Origin of the sequence: Corynebacterium sp. HMSC064E07 (genome assembly GCF_001815745.1) — a bacterium.
Classification (GTDB): domain Bacteria; phylum Actinomycetota; class Actinomycetes; order Mycobacteriales; family Mycobacteriaceae; genus Corynebacterium; species Corynebacterium jeikeium_D.
Window position 1 is genome coordinate 69,306 of sequence record NZ_KV821815.1, and the last position, 20,310, is coordinate 89,615.

15 protein-coding genes are annotated in these 20,310 nt (G+C 59.9%); 5 read left to right on the top strand and 10 right to left on the bottom strand.

Features of this window, described 5'->3' with window-relative positions; translation table 11 throughout:
* Positions 1-190 precede the first annotated feature (190 nt).
* Entirely contained in the window at positions 191-1,366 is a 1,176-nt protein-coding gene (locus HMPREF3053_RS06105) for a UDP-N-acetylmuramate dehydrogenase (RefSeq protein ID WP_070767455.1), read from the bottom strand.
* An 85-nt stretch (positions 1,367-1,451) separates the two neighbouring features.
* Here HMPREF3053_RS06105 and HMPREF3053_RS06110 point away from each other — a divergent pair, with 85 nt between their 5' ends.
* The 3 genes from HMPREF3053_RS06110 (at position 1,452) to purU (ending at position 3,760) form a co-directional block, all read left to right on the top strand.
* Entirely contained in the window at positions 1,452-1,949 is a 498-nt protein-coding gene (locus HMPREF3053_RS06110) for a DUF2505 domain-containing protein (protein ID WP_070767434.1), read from the top strand.
* A 117-nt stretch (positions 1,950-2,066) separates the two neighbouring features.
* Positions 2,067-2,837: an LmeA family phospholipid-binding protein gene (locus HMPREF3053_RS06115; protein ID WP_070566569.1), complete on the top strand. Its 771-nt coding sequence runs from the start codon at positions 2,067-2,069 to the stop codon at positions 2,835-2,837.
* A 17-nt stretch (positions 2,838-2,854) separates the two neighbouring features.
* Positions 2,855-3,760, top strand: coding sequence for a formyltetrahydrofolate deformylase (purU, locus tag HMPREF3053_RS06120; RefSeq protein ID WP_038627519.1), 906 nt, complete (start codon positions 2,855-2,857; stop codon positions 3,758-3,760).
* Positions 3,761-3,921: 161 nt separating this feature from the next.
* Here purU and HMPREF3053_RS06125 read toward each other — a convergent pair whose 3' ends face one another.
* The 9 genes from HMPREF3053_RS06125 to HMPREF3053_RS06165 all read right to left on the bottom strand — a co-directional run bounded on the left by HMPREF3053_RS06125 (position 3,922) and on the right by HMPREF3053_RS06165 (position 16,153).
* A complete protein-coding gene (locus tag HMPREF3053_RS06125) occupies positions 3,922-4,278 on the bottom strand; it encodes a DUF2516 family protein (protein WP_016421969.1) in 357 nt (118 codons plus the stop codon).
* 79 nt (positions 4,279-4,357) lie between these two features.
* Positions 4,358-5,707 (bottom strand): DUF445 domain-containing protein, encoded by a 1,350-nt coding sequence (locus HMPREF3053_RS06130; RefSeq protein ID WP_070549781.1) that lies wholly within the window; start codon positions 5,705-5,707, stop codon positions 4,358-4,360.
* 190 nt (positions 5,708-5,897) lie between these two features.
* Complete coding sequence (locus HMPREF3053_RS06135; RefSeq protein ID WP_016421967.1) at positions 5,898-6,296, bottom strand: hypothetical protein; 399 nt, start codon at positions 6,294-6,296, stop codon at positions 5,898-5,900.
* A 40-nt stretch (positions 6,297-6,336) separates the two neighbouring features.
* Positions 6,337-7,086, bottom strand: a complete 750-nt coding sequence (locus tag HMPREF3053_RS06140) for a succinate dehydrogenase/fumarate reductase iron-sulfur subunit (protein ID WP_016421966.1) — start codon at positions 7,084-7,086, stop codon at positions 6,337-6,339.
* Positions 7,086-9,104, bottom strand: coding sequence for a fumarate reductase/succinate dehydrogenase flavoprotein subunit (locus HMPREF3053_RS06145; protein WP_016421965.1), 2,019 nt, complete (start codon positions 9,102-9,104; stop codon positions 7,086-7,088). The genes HMPREF3053_RS06140 and HMPREF3053_RS06145 overlap by 1 nt, the downstream gene beginning before the upstream one ends.
* A gap of 19 nt (positions 9,105-9,123) precedes the next feature.
* On the bottom strand, positions 9,124-9,864 hold the full coding sequence (locus tag HMPREF3053_RS06150; protein WP_016421964.1) for a succinate dehydrogenase cytochrome b subunit: 741 nt from the start codon (positions 9,862-9,864) through the stop codon (positions 9,124-9,126).
* Positions 9,865-10,279: 415 nt separating this feature from the next.
* A complete protein-coding gene (locus HMPREF3053_RS06155) occupies positions 10,280-12,895 on the bottom strand; it encodes a glycoside hydrolase family 65 protein (RefSeq protein ID WP_016421963.1) in 2,616 nt (871 codons plus the stop codon).
* A gap of 15 nt (positions 12,896-12,910) precedes the next feature.
* Complete coding sequence (locus tag HMPREF3053_RS06160) at positions 12,911-13,684, bottom strand: HAD family hydrolase (RefSeq protein ID WP_210400042.1); 774 nt, start codon at positions 13,682-13,684, stop codon at positions 12,911-12,913.
* Between the two features lie 258 nt (positions 13,685-13,942).
* A complete protein-coding gene (locus HMPREF3053_RS06165) occupies positions 13,943-16,153 on the bottom strand; it encodes a malate synthase G (protein WP_048732321.1) in 2,211 nt (736 codons plus the stop codon).
* Positions 16,154-17,169: 1,016 nt separating this feature from the next.
* Between HMPREF3053_RS06165 and aceA the strand changes: the two genes are divergently transcribed.
* Both aceA and ramB read left to right on the top strand, forming a co-directional pair.
* Positions 17,170-18,462, top strand: coding sequence for an isocitrate lyase (gene aceA / locus HMPREF3053_RS06170; RefSeq protein ID WP_016421960.1), 1,293 nt, complete (start codon positions 17,170-17,172; stop codon positions 18,460-18,462).
* Between the two features lie 214 nt (positions 18,463-18,676).
* A complete protein-coding gene (gene ramB / locus HMPREF3053_RS06175) occupies positions 18,677-20,101 on the top strand; it encodes an acetate metabolism transcriptional regulator RamB (protein WP_038629316.1) in 1,425 nt (474 codons plus the stop codon).
* Positions 20,102-20,310 lie beyond the last annotated feature (209 nt).

Below are 20,310 nucleotides of genomic sequence, written 5' to 3' on the forward strand. Positions count from 1 at the left end.
CACGTGTCATAAACCTAGTCACTTTCTCTATCCCCGCCATTGGGAGAAGGCCCGGGAGCGCAAACTGAGGACTACCCGGCGGTTCTATCAGCCCCAGCGCCCCGGTCAGCCCCATCACCCCCGTTAGTCCCATCAGGCACGCCAGCCTCTCCAGTCCGCCCCCACTGGCCATCAGCCACCCGCCGCGGGCCTAGTCGATGCTCACGCCGACCCACACCGGCTCGGGCACCAGGGTCACGCCGAAGGCCTTTTCCACACCAGCGCGCACATCGCGCGCTAAAGCCACCAAGTCGGCGGCGGTCGTAGGCGTACCATCGCCGGACTCCCCGCGGTTGGTCAGGGCAAGAGTGTGCTTAGTCGACAGTCGCGCGGGCGCACCGTCACCGGGGTAGCCCTTGGGGAACCCGGCGCGCTCGATAAGCCACGCCGCCGAGAGCTTCACGGCTGCCTCGTGGCCGAGGCCAGCGGGGAATGCGGGCATATTCGCGGCCTCATCGGCCCCACGCAGCGCGGCAACCTTTGCACGCACGGCCTCCACCGAGTTCTCCGGAATGATCGGGTTGGTAAAGAAAGAACCCGCGGACCAGGTATCGCGGTCAGCATCTTCGAGCACCATGCCCTTGCTCCGGCGCAGCTCAAGCACCTTTTCACGCACCAACTCAGCCGGCCTGCGAATCTCGCCAGCCGCAGCCTCGGCCTCGTCGACGCCCAGGCGCCGCGCCAGTTCGCCATAGCGAAGTGGCGCGGACATCCCATCCACGCTGAGCTCGAACCGCACGGCCAGCACCACTGCCCGTGCGGTGAACTTCAGGTTCGAGTAGCGGTAGGAAAGGTCGAGGGACTCCGGTTCCACCCACTCGACCGAGCCGGTTGCGCGATCGTAAAGCTGCACCGCGTCCAGAACCTGCGATACCTCAGCACCGTAGGCACCAACGTTTTGCACCGGCGTGGCTCCGGCCGATCCCGGAATACCCGACAGGCATTCCAGGCCGCCAAAACCGGCGTCGACACTCATCTCCACGACCTCGTCCCAGACTGCACCGGCCTCGGCCTCCACGATTGCCGACACGGACTCCAACCCGTGTCCGCGAGTGCTCATGGTCACGTTGTCGGCCTCGATCACCACAGCCACCAGCGGCTCGAGTTCATCGGCCACCACCAGGTTGGATCCGCCTCCCACGATGAGGAGGGGCACGTTAGCGTCGTCAAGCGTGCGTACAACATCGACCACAGCGTCCGTCGTGTTGCACCGCACGACCGCGCGTGGCACCCCGCCAAGGCGGAGCGTCGTCAAATCCGCGAAAGCGGTATGCGTGCTGAGCTCCACCCCCTCTAGCCCCGCAAGCCCATCGATGGCTTCTTCCATGTCGGAGGTCAGGTGAATTGGGTTCGGCGATTGGTCGAGATTTTCCACGCCCCTAGCGTAGTGCAAATTACGTATCATCAAGCGCATGAGTACGACTAACACGCACACCGTCAACTTCGACCAGCCGATTGAGAAGGTTTACGAGGCCCTCACCGACGCCGGTTTCTGGGAGAAGGTCGCAAACCGTTTCTCGGCAGCTGACGGCAAGGTGGAAAAGTTCGAGACCACCGACGCTGGCACCACCGTCGTGATTCGCCAGACCGTCGCTGCCGACAAGATTCCGGCGCAGGCGCAGAAGTTCGTTAAGTCCGGGGTCGGCATGACGCGCACGTTCGTCATCAGCCCGCTTAACGACGACGGCGCGACCTCCACCGTGACCACAGAAGCTTCGGGCGTACCGGCATCCTTCAGTGCGTCCCAGAAGCTCACCGCCCAGGGCGAAGGTGCAGTGCTGACCACCAACTCCGAGTTCGCCATCAACGTGCCGCTGCTCGGTGGCAAGCTCGAGGAGAAGGCCGCTCCGTACCTGGAGCGCGTCCTCAACGCTGAGACCGCTGTGCTGGCGGACTACGTCGCTAAGTAGGTTGCGCACCGGGGGGGGCACCGGGGAAGGGTTTGCCACGCTTGCCGGGCTCCCCGGCGGATACCTGGCGAAGATAGGTGGTAGCGACGGAGCCGTCGTTAAGCAAGACTGGGAACCATGAGTTCTGCTAAACGCTCTTCGAGCGTCAAAGTCCTGCCCACCGTCCTCGGTGTCATCATCGTGGTGGCGCTTATTGCGATTGCCGGCGAAATCGGCGTCCGGATGTTCGTGAGCAAGGAGATTTCCGACGGTTACCGCACCTCCGCCGAGGAGCGTGGTGCGACGGTCACTGAGGACCCCAAGGTTTCTTTCGGCACCCGCCCGATGCTGCTCGCCTTGGCCACGAAGTCCGTGCCCTCGATGGATCTGTCCACTCCGAACACACTGGAGGTCAAGAACCCGGAGGCGCTGGGTGGCGCACCGGAGATCAACGGTGACCCGGCAGCGGAAGTGCACCTGGAAAACGTGGATCTGAGCAATCGCGCGGATCCGACGGCAGAGTCGCTGCGAGTAGATGTCACGATTCCACCTCAGCTGCTGCAGGCGCTGATTAACCGGGAAAGCGGTGTACGCGCTTCCACGATTACGCCGCTGCCAGACGAAGGCCTGTTCAACATTGAATTCGCCTCCGGATTTGCGACCTCCAAGTTCCGCCCGATTGCCAACGGCGGTCATATCGAAATCAACCTGGAGGGCGGCTCAATCCTCGGCTTAAACCTCGATGGCCTGGCCGGCTGGCTGGGAGAAGCGAGCGGTACGCTGTTGAGCTACGACATCGGCCACGGCATGCAGGTGGAGGAAGCGCACGTCACCGGGGAGGGCCTGGCGTTGACGCTGACGGGCGCAAATCTGCCTTTGTCGACCGTGAACGAACTTACCTTTAGCTAGCAGGTAAGATACCGAGAATGACTCGCTCTCTCATCACCGCAAAAAGCGGTACTCCCACCGAGCGCCAGTACATCTTCTCGCTCGGCTGTCCAGACCGTACCGGTATCGTTTCCACCCTGTCGACCTTCCTGTCCGACATTGGTGCGTGGATTACCGAGGCGGACTTTTTCTCCGACCCGGAGACCGGATGGTTTTTCACTCGCCAGGCGGTCCGCGCCGACGCGCTCGACCTGACTGTAGAAGAGCTGCGCGAGAAGTTCGCTGAGCTCATCGGTGATTGGGGCCCTGAGGTCCGCTGGAAGGTCACCGACAACGCTGTCCCGAAGCGCGCTGTCATCCTGGTGACCAAGGAAGGCCACTGCCTGCAGGATCTGCTCGGCCGCGTCGCACAGTCGGACTACCCGATGGAAATCGCTGCAGTAGTTGGCAACCACCGCGATCTGGAGCCACTGGTCGCAGCGTATGACATTCCTTTCCACCACGTGCCCTTCCCCAAGGATGCCGTCGGCAAGCGTAAGGCATTCGATGAGGTCGCCGAGATTGTCGACGCCGAAAACCCGGATGCCATCGTGCTCGCACGTTTCATGCAGATTCTGCCGCCGGATCTGTGCGAGAAGTGGGAAGGCCGCGCGATTAATATCCACCACAGCTTCCTGCCGTCGTTCATGGGCGCGCGCCCGTATCTGCAGGCTTATCGACGTGGTGTGAAGCTCATCGGTGCCACCTGCCACTACGCCACTGAGGACCTCGACGATGGTCCGATTATTGAGCAGGACGTCATGCGTGTCTCCCACAAGTACACCGCTGCGGACATGCAGCGTGAAGGTCGCGATGCGGAGAAGCAGGTCCTCGCCCGCGGTTTGCGCTGGCACCTGGAGGATCGTGTGCAGGTCTACGGCAACCGCACCGTGGTGTTCCAGTAGGTTTTCGGGGAGCCAGACCTATCCCTATCCCCTCCCCCAGAAAGAAAGTGTCTGGGTTTATGACAAAATCACCGGGTTTTTCACCCAGAAACTGTCATAAACCCAGACACTTTCTCAGTTGTGCGGGCTAACACCCGCCCTGGACTAACACCCGCCCGGGACTAATAACCGCCCTGTGCGTTCGACAAAATGTCCTTGATCTGTGGGCGAACATCCAGCCAGTAAATCCCCGTGATGACTAGTCCGGCAATCAGCGGGATGCCCAGCATTGCCCAGCCCAGCCACGGCAGGAGTAGGAAGATAGCCGAACCGACCAGCATGCCGGCCCAGACGTTGCGGCTCTTGCGGTCTGCAGCGTCAAAGGCATCCGCGCGGGTGGTGATGACAAGCACCGCACCGATTAGCGCCAAGATGCCGATGACAAACGGAATGGCGAACTGAAACAGGACGTCCACATAGACGGAAATTGCCATCAGCGGCGAATCCGCAAGACTGGGCAAAGATGGTAACAGGCGCACCGGGGGAACAACTCCTTTAACAGGGATGCATTGCTTTTTACATGCTAACGCACACGGTCTGATGTGCTGGGTTGTGCTGCTAAATAGCCCCAAACACCAAGGTCGACAGGGTGTAAATAGCCAAACCGGCCAGTGATCCGACAACAGTGCCGTTAACGCGAATGAACTGCAGATCGCGACCGACCATCAGTTCAATCTTGTCGGAAGCCTCATCGGCGTCCCAACGCTCGACGGTCTCGGAAATGATCGAGGTAATCTCGCCCGCGTAGTTCTCAGCGATGAAGACGACAGCCGCTTCCAGACGGCGGTCCATTCGTTTGCGCAACTCAGGATCGGACTGGATTCGCTCGCCGTAGCGGGCGGCCGTTTCCGAGACCTTCCGACGGAGCAGGGAGTCCGGGTCGCGGGCAGCGTCGACAAGCTTTGCGGATGTTGATGCCCAAATCTTCGCCGGTGCCTGTGTGACAGCGGCGGACGAAAGAATGTCAGTCTTAATTTCTTCGACCTTGGCGATGGTCTTCTCGTCGTTCTGCAAATCAACGGCGAGCTGCGTGAGGAAGCGGTGGAGCGCCAGGCGCGCGTCGTGCTTAGGGTCATGCTGCACCTGCCAGGTCCAATCAACCAGCTCGCGATAGACCTTGTCGCCGATGAGATCGTTGACAAAGCTCGGTGCCCAGGAGGGGGCGCGCTCTCCGACGAGTCGGTCGATAAGATTCTGCGAGCCCAGCGACTTCCGGTGCAGCCACTCAGCCATCTGCTGGACAATAGGCTCGGTGCGCCCTTCTTCGATCAGCTGCTCGAGAACCTTACCCGCTGGTGGCCCCCACTCCGGGGCTGCAACTTCGTCGATGACTGCTGACTTCAGCACTGCGGCGGCATCGTCAGGATTAATCGCCTCCAGCACATTTCCGGTGAACTTACCGACCTCTGCGGACACTTTGTCGGCGTTTCCCGGCGCTACCAGCCATTCGCCGATACGCTCAGGAATCTCGGCCTTACGCACCTTGTCCACAATCAAAGCGGGGTTCAGGAAGTTATCACCGACGAACTGCGCCAGGGACTCACCGACCTGGTCCTTCTTGCGACGGACGATAGCGGTGTGTGGGATAGGAATGCCGAGCGGGTGGCGGAACAGAGCTACGACTGCGAACCAGTCGGCGAGGGCACCGACCATGCCAGCCTCAGAAGCAGCGCGAACGTAGCCCACCCACGCGGGCACAACTTCGCCTGCGGATAAGTGTGAAGACTCAATACCGCGGCATGTGAAATACACAGCGGTTGCGATGACCAGCAGCATCGTAGCGAAGGCCTTAGCCTTACGCAGTTGCGCACGTTTTTCCGCCTCAACCTCTGGTGATGGCCCGGGAACTTCGAGACGGTCCGAGACCGTATCTACAGCTGCCGGGAGCTTAGCGGGGTTGTTATCCATGTGTATAGATTAGGCGCCGAAAACGCGAAAATGCCACCGCGCCGCAGTCCGCTGTTGGTGAGAGAGGTACTTCTCAATACTTCCCTACCCCAGCGCACTGTGCACAGTGGCATCAACTGTGGAGGTGCTAGTTCAAAAGGCTAGCGTTGCATCCGCCTAGAGGCGAGCCCCTTTAAACTGGGGCAAGCCTTTAGTGGTGAGTGCCGAATTCCTTTCGGTAAGCCTTGTAGTCACGACGACCGATGGAGATGCAGGCCAGACCCGCAATAACCATAACCAGTCCGACTACCAGGCCAGCCCACATGAACACGCTGCCGTCGAAGTTCCAACCACCGGTGTAGTCGGTGTAGTTGGCGGCATCCTTAGCCAGGAAACCGTTGCTGTGAGAGGCAGCAGTCTGGTCGGCAAAAACGGTCGTTGCGAGACCGAAAATGAAGGTGCCCCAAGCCGCCAGAGAGGCGAGCATGAGTCCCATGCCAATCCAGGTAATGCTCTTGTGAAGCGAGGAGTATTCGGCATTCATGCTCTGAGGCACGTAACCGTCGACGAAGTGCTCTTCGCCCTGGTAACGCTTGACTGCATTCGCCATAATCTATGTCCCTTCTGGAAAACTCTAATCGAGAAAGAGTTTAGTCGTCCTTACCGCGGAAGAACGAACGAGCTCGTTCCTTGGTAACGGCGGCAACCGCAGTCAGCGGGATACCGGCCGGGCAGACATCAGCACATTCACCATAGAGGGAGCACGGACCGAAGGTGCCTTCGACCTCGTCAACCATCTTGCGAGCACGCTTGCCACGCTCTTCCTTACCCAGCGGGACCAGGGAGAGGTGAACCAGCTTTGCGCCGGTGAACAGGTGTGCAGCACCGTTCGGGCAAGCTGCCACACAAGCACCACAGCCGATGCAGGCTGCGTGGTCAAGTGCGAACTCAGCGGTCTCGTGGTTCAGGTGCAGAGTATCTGCATCCGGAGCGGTACCAGCGTTGATGGAGACGTAGCCACCCTGCTCGAGGACACGGTCCAGAGCGGAGCGGTCAACGACCATGTCCTTGATGACCGGGTATGCGGCGGAGCGCATCGGCTCGATCTTCAGGGTGTCACCATCGCTGAACTGGTGCAGACGCTGCTGACAGGTCGGGGTGTTCTGGCCCGGGCCGTGCGGACGACCGTTGACGTTCAGACCACAGGTACCACAGATACCCTCACGGCAGTCAGATGCGAACGCGAACGGCTCCTTGCCGGACTCGACGTACTTGGAGTTGACGTGGTCAAGCAGCTCCAGGATCGACATCTCTGCGACGGCGTCGTCAACGTCAACGGATTCAAAGTGTCCCTCGACGTTCGGACCTGCTTGGCGCCAGATTTCAAGGTGCAGTTTCATTACTTGTAGTTCCTTGTCATGAGCGGGACGGCTTCGAAGGTGAGCGGCTCGGCGTGGCGAATGAATTCGTGACCGGACTGATCCCATGCAGGACCATTGTTGCCTCGCTCCCATGCGGAAACGAAGCACCAGTTAGCGTCATCGCGCTCTGCCTCGCCATCTTCGGAGATGTGGTCATCGCGGTAGTGAGCACCGCAGGACTCATCGCGGTCGAGGGCGTCGACACACATGAGCTCACCGAGGTCGATGTAGTCAGCAACGCGGTTAGCGTACTCGAGCTGCTGGTTCATCTCGTTCGGCTCACCCGGGATGAAAAGGTCAGACCAGAATGCCTTACGCAGTTCGCGGATCTCCTCGATACCGCGAGCCAGGTCTTCCTTGTTACGAGCCACACCACAGTCGCGGTAGAGAATCTCACCGAGCTGACGGTGGAAGTACTCAGCGCCGTGCTTACCCTGGATGCTCATCAGCTTGTCCAGGCGAGCCTGAGCGCGGTCCAGTGCTTCCTTGGCCTCCGGGGCATCCTCAGCCAGGCGGTCGGTACCGAGCAGCGGGCCAAGGTAGTTCGGAATGGTGAACGGCAGGGTGAACCAACCGTCGACCGAACCGGACAGCAGGGAGTTTGCACCAAGACGGTTTGCACCGTGGTAGGTCCAGGATGCCTCGCCACCGGTGAACAGACCCGGGATGGAGGTCATCTGGTTGAAGTCAGACCACAGACCACCCATGGTGAAGTGGCAGGTCGGAGCAATACGCATCGGAACCTTGTACGGGTCCTCACCGATTGCCTCTTCGTACATCTGAATCAGGTTCGAGTAGCGTTCCTTGATGACCGGCTGGCCCAGGCGCTCAATTGCGTCACGCAGATCCAGGTAGACGGAGTTCTTCAGCGGACCAACACCGTAGCCGGCGTTAATCTGCTGAGAGTTGGCACGGGAAGCGACGTCACGCGGGACGAGGTTACCGAATGCCGGGTAGCGACGCTCCAGGAAGTAGTCGCGCTCGTCCTCCGGGATGTCGTTGGCCGGGCGCTCGTCGCCCTTCTTCTTCGGGGTCCAAATACGTGCGTCGTTACGCAGGGACTCGGACATCAGAATGGTCTTCGACTGCCAGTGCGCGTTAACCGGAAGACCGGTCGGGTGGAACTGGATGAAGGACGGGGATGCGAAGTAAGCACCCTGGTCGTATGCACGCATGATGGCCGAAGCGTTGGAGTTCTTGGCCAGCGTGGACATGTGGTAGACGTTGCCGTAACCGCCGGTAGCCAGAATAACTGCGTGAGCAGTGTGAACGGTCAGCTCACCATTGATGAGGTTACGCATGATGGCACCCTGGCAACGGCCGTCGGCGACGATGATGTCAACCAGCTCGTTGTGGGTGAAGATCTCGACGTTGCCGAGACCAATCTGACGCTGCAGAGCCGAGGTAGTCGACAGCTGCAGCTGCTGACCCGTCTGACCACGGGTGTAGTACGTACGGGAGACCTGCACACCACCGAAGGAACGGGTTGCCAGGGTACCGCCGTACTCGCGAGCGAACGGAGCACCGATTGCATTCAGGTGGTCGATGACGCGGACGGACTCGACAGCCAGACGCCAGCAGTCGTTCTCGCGGCAGCGGTAGTCGCCGCCCTTAACGGTGTCCTTGACGTGGCGGTAAGCGCCGTCGTTGTCGACCTTCTTACCGCGAGCGGAGTTCACACCACCCTGTGCAGCAATGGAGTGCGCACGGCGCGGAGCGTCGTGGTAGGTGAAAACCTGCACGTCGTAGCCGAGCTCACCGAGGGCAGCAGCGGCAGCGCCGCCAGCCAGGCCGGTACCGACGACCATGACGCGGAACTTACGACGGTTCAGCGGCGAAACCAGGTTGGCGTGATCCTTCTGGTACTGCCAGTGGTCCTTCATGGAGACCTTGTCACCCGGGGAGTTATCGGACAGAACCTTGCCGATCTTGACCCCGTCGACAGCGCTTTCCGGCGCGCGGAAGTCCGCAGCGACGGTTGCTTCAGTGTTAGTCATAGTAAATTTCCTCCTCGACCTACGAGACCAGACCGGTCAGGACGGCGACTGGGATGAAGATGTTGCCGACAACAACCAGCAGCGGCAGCAGGCCGGACAGGAACAGCAGAACCTTGCGCCAGCGCTTACCGGTGATACCGAGGTCGGAAGTAGCGGTCCACAGACCGTGGGACAGGTGCAGCAGCAGAGCGAGCTGAGCAATGATGTACCAAACAACAACACCCGGACGCGAGAAGGACGCAACCACGTTCTGGTATGCCTCACCGTGCTCGAAAGAAGACGGAGAAACGCCAGCACCGATGGTCAGGTCCAGCAGGTGGAAGATGATGAAGGCCAGCAGCACGATGCCGGTGATCACCATCGAACGTGCAGTAAAGGTGTTCCAGCTGGACACCATGCCCTGACGGCGGAACTTGCCGCGGGACTGCTTTGCACGTGCAGCCAGGGTGAGGCCACCGAAAATGTGCAGGACAATAGCTACCAGCAGGACAATGCGGAAAATCCACAGAATGCCCTCGTTCGGAACTGCCGGAGCACCGACAGTGCGTAGGAAGGTCGCGTATGCGTTGAAGTCTTCCTCGCCAGCGAAAATCTTCAGGTTACCCAGCATGTGGACAATAACGAAGAGGCCAAACAGCACGCCAGTGACGGCCATGGTCAGCTTCAGAGCCCATGAAGGGTATTTAGGCTGCTCGCGCAGCGGTTCTACATTAATTTTGCCGTGCGCGATTGCGTCACGGTTTGAACTTTTAACAGTCATGGCACCTCCAGTGTCATATTCACTCTAAAGTCACACAGCGCCTGGTAAACATTTTTCCCCCTTTTGGGTGGGGATTTTCACAGGTTACCTAGGTCTTTTCTCCGCCTTTTCTCAGGTTATCGCATTTTAGCCACTTCTGACGTCGTCGCTGCATAAACCCTCTCCCCCACCATAAAAACGCCCCTACCCCGACTTTTGCCGATTTTTCCCCCGCCCAAACTAGCTAATAACGCAACATAAATAGCACGAAAATAAAAAACCGCCCACTTTTCTCAGGTGGACGGATTTAATACTCAATAATTATGTTGCGAAATTCTTTATTTTTACCCCTGCCGAATTCCCCAAAGGCCCAAACAGCCACCCCCAACAGGCAATCCCCCCCCTATTGGCACCGTGTACGGCCGAAGCCGTCCGACTAATCCTCGCTCTGATCCGAGTTCGCCATCACCACGGTCAACGGCTCCGGACCAATGATCACCTCATGTCCTGCGACCATAATCGGCCCAACCTGGTGGTCTCCCTCCTCCAGGACGACTTCCACCGTGCGGCCGCGCACCGTCACTCGGATACGACAACCACGAATAGTGACTCGGTACGTCAGACCACTCCAGTCCTCCGGCAGACGCGGGTCAATACTGTAGCGGCCGTCATGATCGCGGAAACCACCGAAACCATAGACCAGGGACTGCCACACACCACCGGCAGATGCGACGTGGACACCATCGGCAGCGTTGCCATGCAAGTTCGCCAGGTCCACATAGAGTCCGCGTAGGAAGAAGTCCATTGCCTGCTCCTGCAAGCCCAACTCGGCCGCAACAATGGACTGCACAACGGCGGACAGCGAGGAATCACCGGTGGTGAGCGGATCGTAATACATGTAGTCTGCGCGCTTTTGTTCCGTCGTAAAGCGATTGCCCATGAGGAACAGTGCGAGGACGACGTCCGCCTGCTTAATGACCTGGTGACGGTAAATCGTCAGCGGGTGGTAATGCAGCAGCAGCGGGCGCAGCGGGCCAACTTCGGGATCGTCGAGATTCCAGCGCTTACGCAGCAGGAACTGGTCATCCTGAGGGTGAATGCCGAGCTTCTCATCGAACGGGATGTACATCGCCTCAGCGGCCTGCTCCCACTCTTCAACCTCGCGCTCAGTGAGGTCGAAGCGGTTGGTCAGTTCGCGATAGGCAGCAGGGCGATCACGCTTCATCTGCTTGACGACGTCCGCAGCAACCCGCAGGTTATACTGCGCCATCACGTTGGTGTACAGGTTGTTGTTCACCACCGTGTTGTACTCATCTGGACCGGTGACGCTGTGAATTTGGAACTCTCGCTGCTCGGCATCAAAGAATCCCAACGACATCCAAAACCTGGCCGTGCCGAGCAACAGATCCGTGCCCTCCTTGAGCAGGAACTCCTCATCGCCGGAGGCATAGACGTACTTCATCATCGCGTACACGATGTCCGCATCGATGTGGTACTGCGCCGTGCCGGCCTCAAAGTAGGCCGAGGACTCCTGACCATTGATAGTGCGCCACGGGAAGAGGGCACCGTCGTGCGCCAGTTCGTCGGCACGCGCCCACGCGGCTTCGAGCATGTCCCAGCGGAAACGCATGGCATTGCGCGAGAATTGCGGCGACGTATAGGTAAGGAATGGGGTCACGTAGATTTCCGTGTCCCAGAAGTAGTGGCCGCCGTAGCCGGTGCCGGTCATTCCCTTGGCCGGGACGCCTTGGAATTCGGCGCGGGCGGCGGCCTGGATAATCTGCCAAATGTTCCAGCGCACTGCCTGCTGAATCTCCGGCTGATTGTAAATGACCACGTCAGAGCGCTCCCAGAAGCGTTCGAGCCACTCCTCCTGGTTCTCCATCAGCCCCAGCATGCCGATGCGGCCGACGCGGTTCAGGGTGCGCTCACAGCGGAATGCCAGCTCTTCGGCACGCACCTTACGGGAGGAGTGGTACGCGACCAGCTTCTCCAGGCGTATGACAGTGCCGACCGGCGCATCCAGGTTGAACAGGGAGCTGGCCACATCCGGCTCGGTCGACTGCGAAATCTCTACGAACGGCTCCGTGCCGTCGGGAGTGCGGACAGTAAAGGTGTGGTCCATGGAGGTAGCCACGGTCATACCGGAGTTCGCGCAGCGGTAGCCCAGCGTCGAGCGCTGCCCGTGCGCCGATTCCGACTGAAATGCCGGAATGAGAACGCGGTCTTCCAGCGCCTCGGCGCGACGGGGATCCAGTTCGGTGCCCTGCGCCTTAGCGGCATCGTGGTATTCGTCCTCGCCGTCCTGGCGGTTGAGGATCTGCGAGTTAATCATCACCGCAGCATCCGCATCCAGCAGCTCGACTTCCAGACTCATCGCGGCGACATGCTTTTCCTGGAAAGACACCATGCGCTCAGAGGTGACGCGAACGCGCTTGCCACCCGGGGTGCGCCAAATGAACCGACGACGCAGCACGCCCTCGCGGAAATCCAGGCTACGTTCGTAGTCGCTGACCTCAGCATTGCCGAGACGCAGGGGCTCATCGTCAATGTAGAGACGCATTGCCTTAGCGTCCGGAGCATTGACAATCGTCTGCCCCTGGCGGGCTAGGCCGTAGGCGTCCTCGGCGTGCCTAATCGGCCAGGTCTCATGCAGACCGTTGATATAAGTGCCGTGCTCACTGGAGTCACGGCCCTCCGGCGGGTTGCCACGCATGCCGATGTACCCGTTCGACAGCGCAAACAGCGTCTCGCCCAAACCGAGCGGGAGGCCGTTCGGCTTCGTCTCAATCAGACGCCACTCATCGACCGGAGTGATGTCTCGGTCCATGAGTCCCTCGGCATTTACAAGGTGGTGGTGCTTATCCGCACGATCCGCCGGGAAGTTACGACGCTGCTTACGACGAACTGGGGACACCGTCTCCTCCTGTTTTTCAGCCTCTGCGGTCTCCGCGTCGTGACCCTGCCCCTGCGGAATCACACGCTCAGTCTCGTCGACTGCTGCCGTGGTCGAATCGTTGGCCATGATGCCTTCCGGTTTTGTCTCAGCCATTTGTCACGAGCCAGCCTAGACGAGTGCCGCCAAGTCACTGACCACAACGTCGGCGCCCGCTCGGCGCAGCGCTTCCGCACCAGCACCGCGGTCAACACCAATGACCAGACCAAATGCGCCGGCTGCACCCGCTTGCACACCACTGATGGCATCCTCGACCACCACAGCATCGCGCGGCGCCACCCCCAGATTCTTCGCCGCGTACACGAAAGTATCGGCGGCTGGCTTACCCGGCAGGTTGTTCTCATGCGCCACCACGCCGTCAACAACCTCCACGAACCGCTCACGCAGCCCAGCGGCCGTCAGCACCGGCACCGCGTTCTTCGACGAGCTAACCACCGCCAACTGCGGTTTTTCGCTTGCCGACGAGTCCCTCGCGCCCTGTAACTCGTCGAGCAGCGCAACCGACCCCGGGTAGGCCTCAATTCCCCTCTCGACTCGCGCCAAGAAGTCATCATTTTTGCGCTTCCCGAGCCCGACAATCGTCTCGTCTTTCGCTGTGTCCTCATCGCTACCGTGTGGCAGCGAAATGCCGCGAGATTCCAGGATTGCTGCGATGCCCTCATCGCGGCGGCGGCCATCGAGGTAGGTGAAGTAGTCCTCCTCTGTGTAGGCCGAGACACCCTTGTGCTCGAAGTAGTCGCTAAACATGTCCGCCCACGCCTGCTCGTGAACATCGGCAGTAGGGGTAATTACCCCGTCGAGGTCAAAGAGGATTGCGCCCGCGCTATGGAGGAATTCTTTGGCCTTGGCGAGGTTGGTAGCACTGTCGGTCGTGGAATTAGTCATGGGGGGTCGCAGCTCCTTGGACGTTGCAGACTGCATATTCTCAATTAACTTCCCAATCAACGCTAGCAACGTTGCCCCTACCCCGCTTGCGAACCCGGGTATCTCGAATCCGAGAATCATGGTGCGCTTCCCCCAAAAACAAAACTGCCGGCGCGCATGCGGAATTGGCATCAGAGGTTAGCCAATACCACCTACACACCGGCAGTTTGGATATCTATTTTGTTATTGCAGGCTCGGCAGCCGCAGCCCGACCAAGAATTAATCCTGGTCGATGCCCTCGCGCTTCTTGAACTCCAGGCGACGGCGGTGCAGGATCGGCTCGGTGTAACCGGACGGCTGGTTCACACCATCGAGGATGAGCTCCTTGGCAGCCTGGAAACCAATGGACTTGTCGAAGTCCGGAGCCATCGGCAGGTATGCCTCATCGCCCTCGTTCTGGCGGTCAACGACCTCGGCCATGCGCTCCAGCGAATCGATGATCTGCTCCTCGGTGACAACACCGTGCAGCAGCCAGTTAGCCAGAGTCTGGGAGGAAATACGCAGGGTAGCGCGGTCCTCCATCAGGTCAACATCGTTGATGTCCGGCACCTTGGAGCAGCCAACACCCTGCTCAACCCAGCGGATAACGTAGCCCAGGATGGACTGGCAGTTGTTATCCAGCTCGTTGGCCTTGTCCTCATCGGACCAGTCAGCGCCCGGCTCGCCAGCCTTAGCTGCCGCTACCGGGATGGTGAGCAGATCACCGAAGGTGTCGCGGCGACCGTCGGTAAGCAGCTTGTCCTGAACGCCGAAGACGTCAACCTCGTGGTAGTGGGTAGCGTGCAGGACACCACCGGTCGGGGACGGAACCCACGCGGTGGAAGCACCCTGCTTCGGCTGACCGATCTTCTGCTCCAGCAGCTCGGCCATCTGCTCGGTCATGGCCCACATGCCCTTACCAATCTGAGCCTTGCCCTGCAGGCCGTGTGCCAGACCGGAGTCGACGTTGTTGTCCTCGTAAGCCAGCATCCATGGAGCGGTCTTCTGGACAGCCTTGCGGAACATCGGACCAGCCTGGATGGAGGTGTGGATCTCATCACCAGTGCGGTCCATGAAGCCGGTGTTAATGAAGACGACACGCTCGGAAACAGCCTTGATGGCGGCGTCCAGGTTGACGGAGGTACGACGCTCCTCGTCCATCAGGCCGACCTTCAGGGTGTTGTGCGGAAGACCCAGCAGCTTCTCAACGTCTGCGAACAGCTCGTTGGTGAATGCAGCCTCATCCGGGCCGTGCTGCTTCGGCTTCACGATGTAGATCGAACCGGTACGGGAGTTCTTACGTGCGTTGTCCTGGTCCAGGCCCGGGATTGCACACACAGCGGTGACGACGGCATCCATGATGCCCTCGAAAATCTCCTCGCCGTCGCGGTCGAGGATGGCCGGGTTCTGCATCAGGTGGCCGACGTTACGGACCAGGTTCAGGGAACGACCGTGCAGGGTGACCTCGGAACCGTCAAGAGCGGTGTAGGTGCGGTCGTCGTTGATGGTACGGGACAGCTTCTTGCCGCCACGGGTGAACTCGACTGCGAGGTCACCGACGTTCAGGCCCAGCCAGTTGGTGTAACCCAGGGTCTTGTCTGCAGCGTCAACTGCGGCGACAGAGTCCTCGAGGTCCATGATGTTGGTGACAGCGGCTTCCAGGATGATGTCCTTGACGCCAGCCTTGTCGGTCTTGCCAACCGGGGACTCCGGGTCAATCAGCAGCTGGATGTGCAGACCGTTGTGCTTGAAGTAAATGGACTCCGGCGCGTCCTTATCACCGGTGTAGCCGACCAGGGTCTCCGGCTCGCGCAGACCGGAGGTAGCGCCACCTTCCAGGGTTGCCTGCAGGTGACCGTCGACGATGTCGTAAGAGGTGACGTCCGCGTGGGAACCGTCAACCAGCGGCAGAGCCTTGTCCAGGAAGTTACGACCCCATGCGATAACGCGGTCACCGCGGACCTTGTTGTAGCCCGGGGTGTCCTTCTCCGCACCGCCATCTTCAGGAATAGCGTTGGTGCCGTACAGCGCGTCGTAAAGCGAGCCCCAGCGTGCGTTCGCAGCGTTGATGGCGAAACGGGCGTTGAGGACCGGCACAACCAGCTGCGGGCCAGCGGTGGAAGTGATCTCGGTGTCGACGTTAGCGGTAGTGACCTGGAAGTCACCCGGGTTGTCAACGAGGTAGCCAATTTCCTTCAGGAATGCGACGTACTCATCCTGATTCTGCTCGCCCGGGTGTTCCTTGTACCAAGCGTCGAGCTTTTCCTGCAGCTCATCGCGCTTGGCCAGCAGCTCGCGGTTGCGCGGAGTGTACTTAGCGACAATGTCACCGAAGCCGTTCCAGAACGCGTCCTTGTCCTCAATGCCGGCGGCGGGGAGTGCGGTGTCATTAACGAAGTCGTAAAGAACCTTCGCGACCTGCATTCCACCTGCCGAAATACGCTGTGCCATTGCTCTCCTCAAAACTATTGATTGCAATTTGCCCATCCAGCCACGGCCACGTCAGCGGCTCACACTGGATGCGTTGTTCCCCTACTGTATGTGATTCGGCGCACTTATGAACCGTCTTTTTCCATAACCGCCAACCGCCAGCCCGGTATAGCGCCGCTCACATTTGCCATTTCATTCGCTTTACGACGAGCACCCTGCGAACAGACCCCACCCCTCCCCAATGACCATTCGGGCATTCAGTCCTGACGCCACAACCAGCCCTCCCCCACCCGCATTGACTGCAGCATCCCCGGCACTCTTTCCTCCAGCCACAGAACACCACACACAATGGGAAAGTGTCGCGCCTCACAGACATTTACTATTGCGACCTGCATATCAACGGCCAGCGACCAATCACGTCGCTACAGCCTCCGCCTTCAAACCAGACCATAAAAGCGAGATGACAACCGAGACCCTGGCCACTACCCAGGGATGCCCCGGCGGGGTACTGACGGTGTAACGGCAGTGTATTTAGAAGCCCGTTTCCACCTTTACGGCCGTAATTTCGGGGGTAGCGAAACACCCCCTAAACCCCAAACACTGTTAACGGCCAGCTTTGATAAATACCAAAATATAAATCACCCCAAAGCGGGGGGAACATTATTCGCGAGTCCGCCATAGGGAAATAACAGTACAAATGTACCGGCCGGTCACAGGCGAAAATTGTTAAAGCCAAGCTACACATCACAATGTTTGCAATATTCACAAGTGTTATCCGTATTACATACTTGAATTCACATCGGAAGCTGCTTGACGAACGTAGCGCTATGCCCCAAAATGTGAGACATGGCACGCGGAAGCGGACATTGTTTTTGTTCGCGTGTTTGCGTGCAGGGGTACAGCACTCTGCTAGCGCCCCCTGCATTCACGTGACACCGCGGTCACTATCGGGTCAGCCTGTAGATCGGTTCTGTCGGAATTGTTCTTAAGTCAGCACCCGGAGTTCAAAAAGCAAGCAAAAGGAAGTGACTCCGTTTATGTCTAACGTTGGTAAGGCACGTACCGCCGCCGAAATCCAGAAGGATTGGGACGAGAACCCGCGCTGGGAAGGTATCACCCGCGACTACACCGCTGAGCAGGTTGCTGAGCTCCAGGGCTCCGTCGTCGAGGAGAACACCCTCGCTCGCCGCGGCGCTGAGATCCTGTGGGAAGGCGTCAACGTTAAGGACGACTCCTACATCAACGCTCTGGGCGCACTGACCGGTAACATGGCCGTTCAGCAGGCTCGCGCTGGCCTGAAGGCTGTCTACCTCTCCGGTTGGCAGGTTGCTGGTGACGCTAACCTCTCCGGCCACACCTACCCGGACCAGTCCCTGTACCCGGCCAACTCCGTGCCGAACGTCGTTCGCCGCATCAACAACGCTCTGCTCCGCGCAGACGAGATCGCTCGTATCGAGGGCGACGACTCCGTCGACAACTGGCTGCTGCCAATCGTCGCTGACGGTGAGGCTGGCTTCGGTGGCGCTCTGAACGTCTACGAGCTGCAGAAGGCTATGATCAACGCTGGTGCCGCTGGTACCCACTGGGAGGACCAGCTCGCTTCTGAGAAGAAGTGTGGCCACCTGGGCGGCAAGGTCCTGATCCCGACCCAGCAGCACATCCGCACCCTGACCTCTGCTCGCCTGGCTGCTGACGTCTCCAACACCCCGACCGTCATCATCGCCCGCACCGACGCTGAGGCCGCTACCCTCATCACCTCCGATGTTGATGAGCGCGACCAGAAGTTCATCACCGGTGACCGCACCTCCGAGGGCTTCTACCACGTCCAGAACGGCCTGGAGCCGTGCATCGAGCGTGCAAAGTCCTACGCTCCGTACGCTGACATGATCTGGATGGAGACCGGTACTCCGGACCTCGAGCTGGCTAAGAAGTTCGCTGAGGGCGTCAAGGCTGAGTACCCGGACCAGCTCCTGGCTTACAACTGCTCCCCGTCCTTCAACTGGTCCGCTCACCTCGAGAAGGACGAGATCGCCAAGTTCCAGAACGAGCTGGGCAAGATGGGCTTCAAGTTCCAGTTCATCACCCTGGCTGGCTTCCACGCCCTGAACTACGGCATGTTCGACCTGGCTTACGGCTACGCTCGCGAGCAGATGTCCGCATTCGTCGACCTGCAGAACCGCGAGTTCGAGGCTGCCGAGAAGCGCGGCTTCACCGCTGTCAAGCACCAGCGCGAGGTTGGCGCTGGCTACTTCGACCGCATCGCCACCACCGTCGACCCGAACTCCTCCACCACCGCCCTGAAGGGCTCCACCGAGGAGGGTCAGTTCTAAGTCACTCGACTTAGGGCTTAGGTCAAGGACCTAACTTCAACACCCAGCGAGGGTTGCACTTACAGCCCTCGCTGGGTGTTTTTGTGTGTTCATCGACGTGTCGACTCCGGGCCGTCGTGAAGCGTGCCTGAGAACCTCAGCACCTACACACGTAAGCAAAGGTTGCAACGGTTTTCTACACAAGTTCAGCAAAGCCCGCGATATGCTGGGCAGTATGTCGAAAACCTATGTCGGATCCCGCCTCCGCCAGCTACGCCGCGAGCGCGACCTCAGCCAGGCTGCGCTCGCACAGGCGTTGGGCCTCTCGGCTAGTTACGTCAACCAGATTGAGCACGACGTCCGCCCGCTGACTGTGCCCGTGCTGCTCCGCATCACGGACACATTCGGCGTTGACGCGACTTTCTTCTCCCGAGATGACGACTCCCGCCTCCTCGCTGAGGTCCAGGACGTGGTAATGGACAAGGAGATCGCTAAGTCTCCCATGGATCTGCAGGAGATCTCGGAAATGGTTCGCGACCACCCTGATATCGCCCGCATCATGGTGGACATTCACCGCCGCTACCGCAACGTCACGGACAAACTCTCTCTGGCCACCGAGGAGCGCAACTTCGGCAACAGCACCGACACCGCCTCCGGTTCACAGGCGCTGACCATGCCTCATGAGGAGGTCCGCGACTACTTCTACGCCCGCCAGAACTACATCGCTTCGGTCGACACCGCCGCTGAGGAGCTGGCCCGCGAGCTGCGCATCACCGACGAGACCACCGATGTGGTCTCTGTGCTGGCCGACAGGCTGTCCAACGACCATGGGATTCGGATTGCGCTGGAATCGTCGTTAGGCGATGTGCAGCACAGCCTTGATCGGCGGACGAAGACGCTCTACCTCGCGCGGCACCTCTCGCCGGGACAGCGGGCCTTCCGCATGGCCACGGAGCTGGGGTTTTTGGAGCAGGGCGAGACCATTTCCGAGGCCGTCGCGTCCGGGCATTTCATGTCGGAGGAGTCGCGGAAGCTGGCGCAGCGCGGAGTCGCGACGTATTACGCGGCGGCGCTGATTCTGCCGTATGAGTCGTTCCATGCGATGGCTGAGTCGAAGCGCTACGACATCGAGCTGTTGTCGCGCACTTACGGTGTCGGCTACGAGACCATCTGCCACCGATTGTCCACGATGCAACGCCCCAGCTTGCGCGGCATCCCGTGGACATTCGTGCGCGTCGACCGCGCGGGCAACATGTCCAAACGTCAATCCGCCACGGGCTTCCACTTCACGCATTCGGGCGGTACCTGCCCGCTGTGGAACGTCTACGAGACTTTCTCCTACCCCGGCAAAGTCATGCGGCAGGTCGCGCTCATGCCGGATGGTCGGCCGTACATGTGGATCTCGCGGACCGTGGAGCATCACGCGGCACGTTTCGGCAAGCCAGGTAAGGTTTTTGCCATCGGTTTGGGCTGCGAGGCCCGTCACGCTGAGCGCACCGTGTACGCCGATGGTCTCGATCTCGCGGACCTCGACGCCGCCACTCCAATCGGTGCCGGCTGCAGGGTCTGCTCCCGCGAGGCATGTCCGCAGCGCGCGTTCCCGCCGATCCATCGCGATATCGACATCAACATGCACCGCTCCACCGTCTCGCCGTACTAGTTCGCTTTACGACGGGCGCGGAGCCGGCCTGTTTGCGGGGGCTTGGTTCGCGCAGGATGCTCCCCCCCCCAAAAAAAAAGGAAGACCCAAAAAGAAAGTGCTTAAGTTTATGACACTTTCGCACCGATTTTCACGGTCAAACTGTCATAAACTTAAGCACTAACTCGTATTTGCCTGAACCGGGACCAGCCCAGTGAGAGCCAGGACCA

Excerpts from the sequence above, each read along its gene's own strand:
- HMPREF3053_RS06130 (WP_070549781.1), bottom strand. The coding sequence starts at position 5,707 with ATGGATAACAACCCCGCTAAGCTCCCGGCAGCTGTAGATACGGTCTCG.
- purU (WP_038627519.1), top strand. The coding sequence starts at position 2,855 with ATGACTCGCTCTCTCATCACCGCAAAAAGCGGTACTCCCACCGAGCGC.
- HMPREF3053_RS06140 (WP_016421966.1), bottom strand. The coding sequence starts at position 7,086 with ATGAAACTGCACCTTGAAATCTGGCGCCAAGCAGGTCCGAACGTCGAG.
- ramB (WP_038629316.1), top strand. The coding sequence starts at position 18,677 with ATGTCGAAAACCTATGTCGGATCCCGCCTCCGCCAGCTACGCCGCGAG.
- HMPREF3053_RS06110 (WP_070767434.1), top strand. The coding sequence starts at position 1,452 with ATGAGTACGACTAACACGCACACCGTCAACTTCGACCAGCCGATTGAG.
- aceA (WP_016421960.1), top strand. The coding sequence starts at position 17,170 with ATGTCTAACGTTGGTAAGGCACGTACCGCCGCCGAAATCCAGAAGGAT.
- HMPREF3053_RS06135 (WP_016421967.1), bottom strand. The coding sequence starts at position 6,296 with ATGGCGAATGCAGTCAAGCGTTACCAGGGCGAAGAGCACTTCGTCGAC.
- HMPREF3053_RS06115 (WP_070566569.1), top strand. The coding sequence starts at position 2,067 with ATGAGTTCTGCTAAACGCTCTTCGAGCGTCAAAGTCCTGCCCACCGTC.
- HMPREF3053_RS06165 (WP_048732321.1), bottom strand. The coding sequence starts at position 16,153 with ATGGCACAGCGTATTTCGGCAGGTGGAATGCAGGTCGCGAAGGTTCTT.
- HMPREF3053_RS06145 (WP_016421965.1), bottom strand. The coding sequence starts at position 9,104 with ATGACTAACACTGAAGCAACCGTCGCTGCGGACTTCCGCGCGCCGGAA.
- HMPREF3053_RS06155 (WP_016421963.1), bottom strand. The coding sequence starts at position 12,895 with ATGGCTGAGACAAAACCGGAAGGCATCATGGCCAACGATTCGACCACG.
- HMPREF3053_RS06150 (WP_016421964.1), bottom strand. The coding sequence starts at position 9,864 with ATGACTGTTAAAAGTTCAAACCGTGACGCAATCGCGCACGGCAAAATT.
- HMPREF3053_RS06160 (WP_210400042.1), bottom strand. The coding sequence starts at position 13,684 with ATGACTAATTCCACGACCGACAGTGCTACCAACCTCGCCAAGGCCAAA.
- HMPREF3053_RS06105 (WP_070767455.1), bottom strand. The coding sequence starts at position 1,366 with ATGGAAGAAGCCATCGATGGGCTTGCGGGGCTAGAGGGGGTGGAGCTC.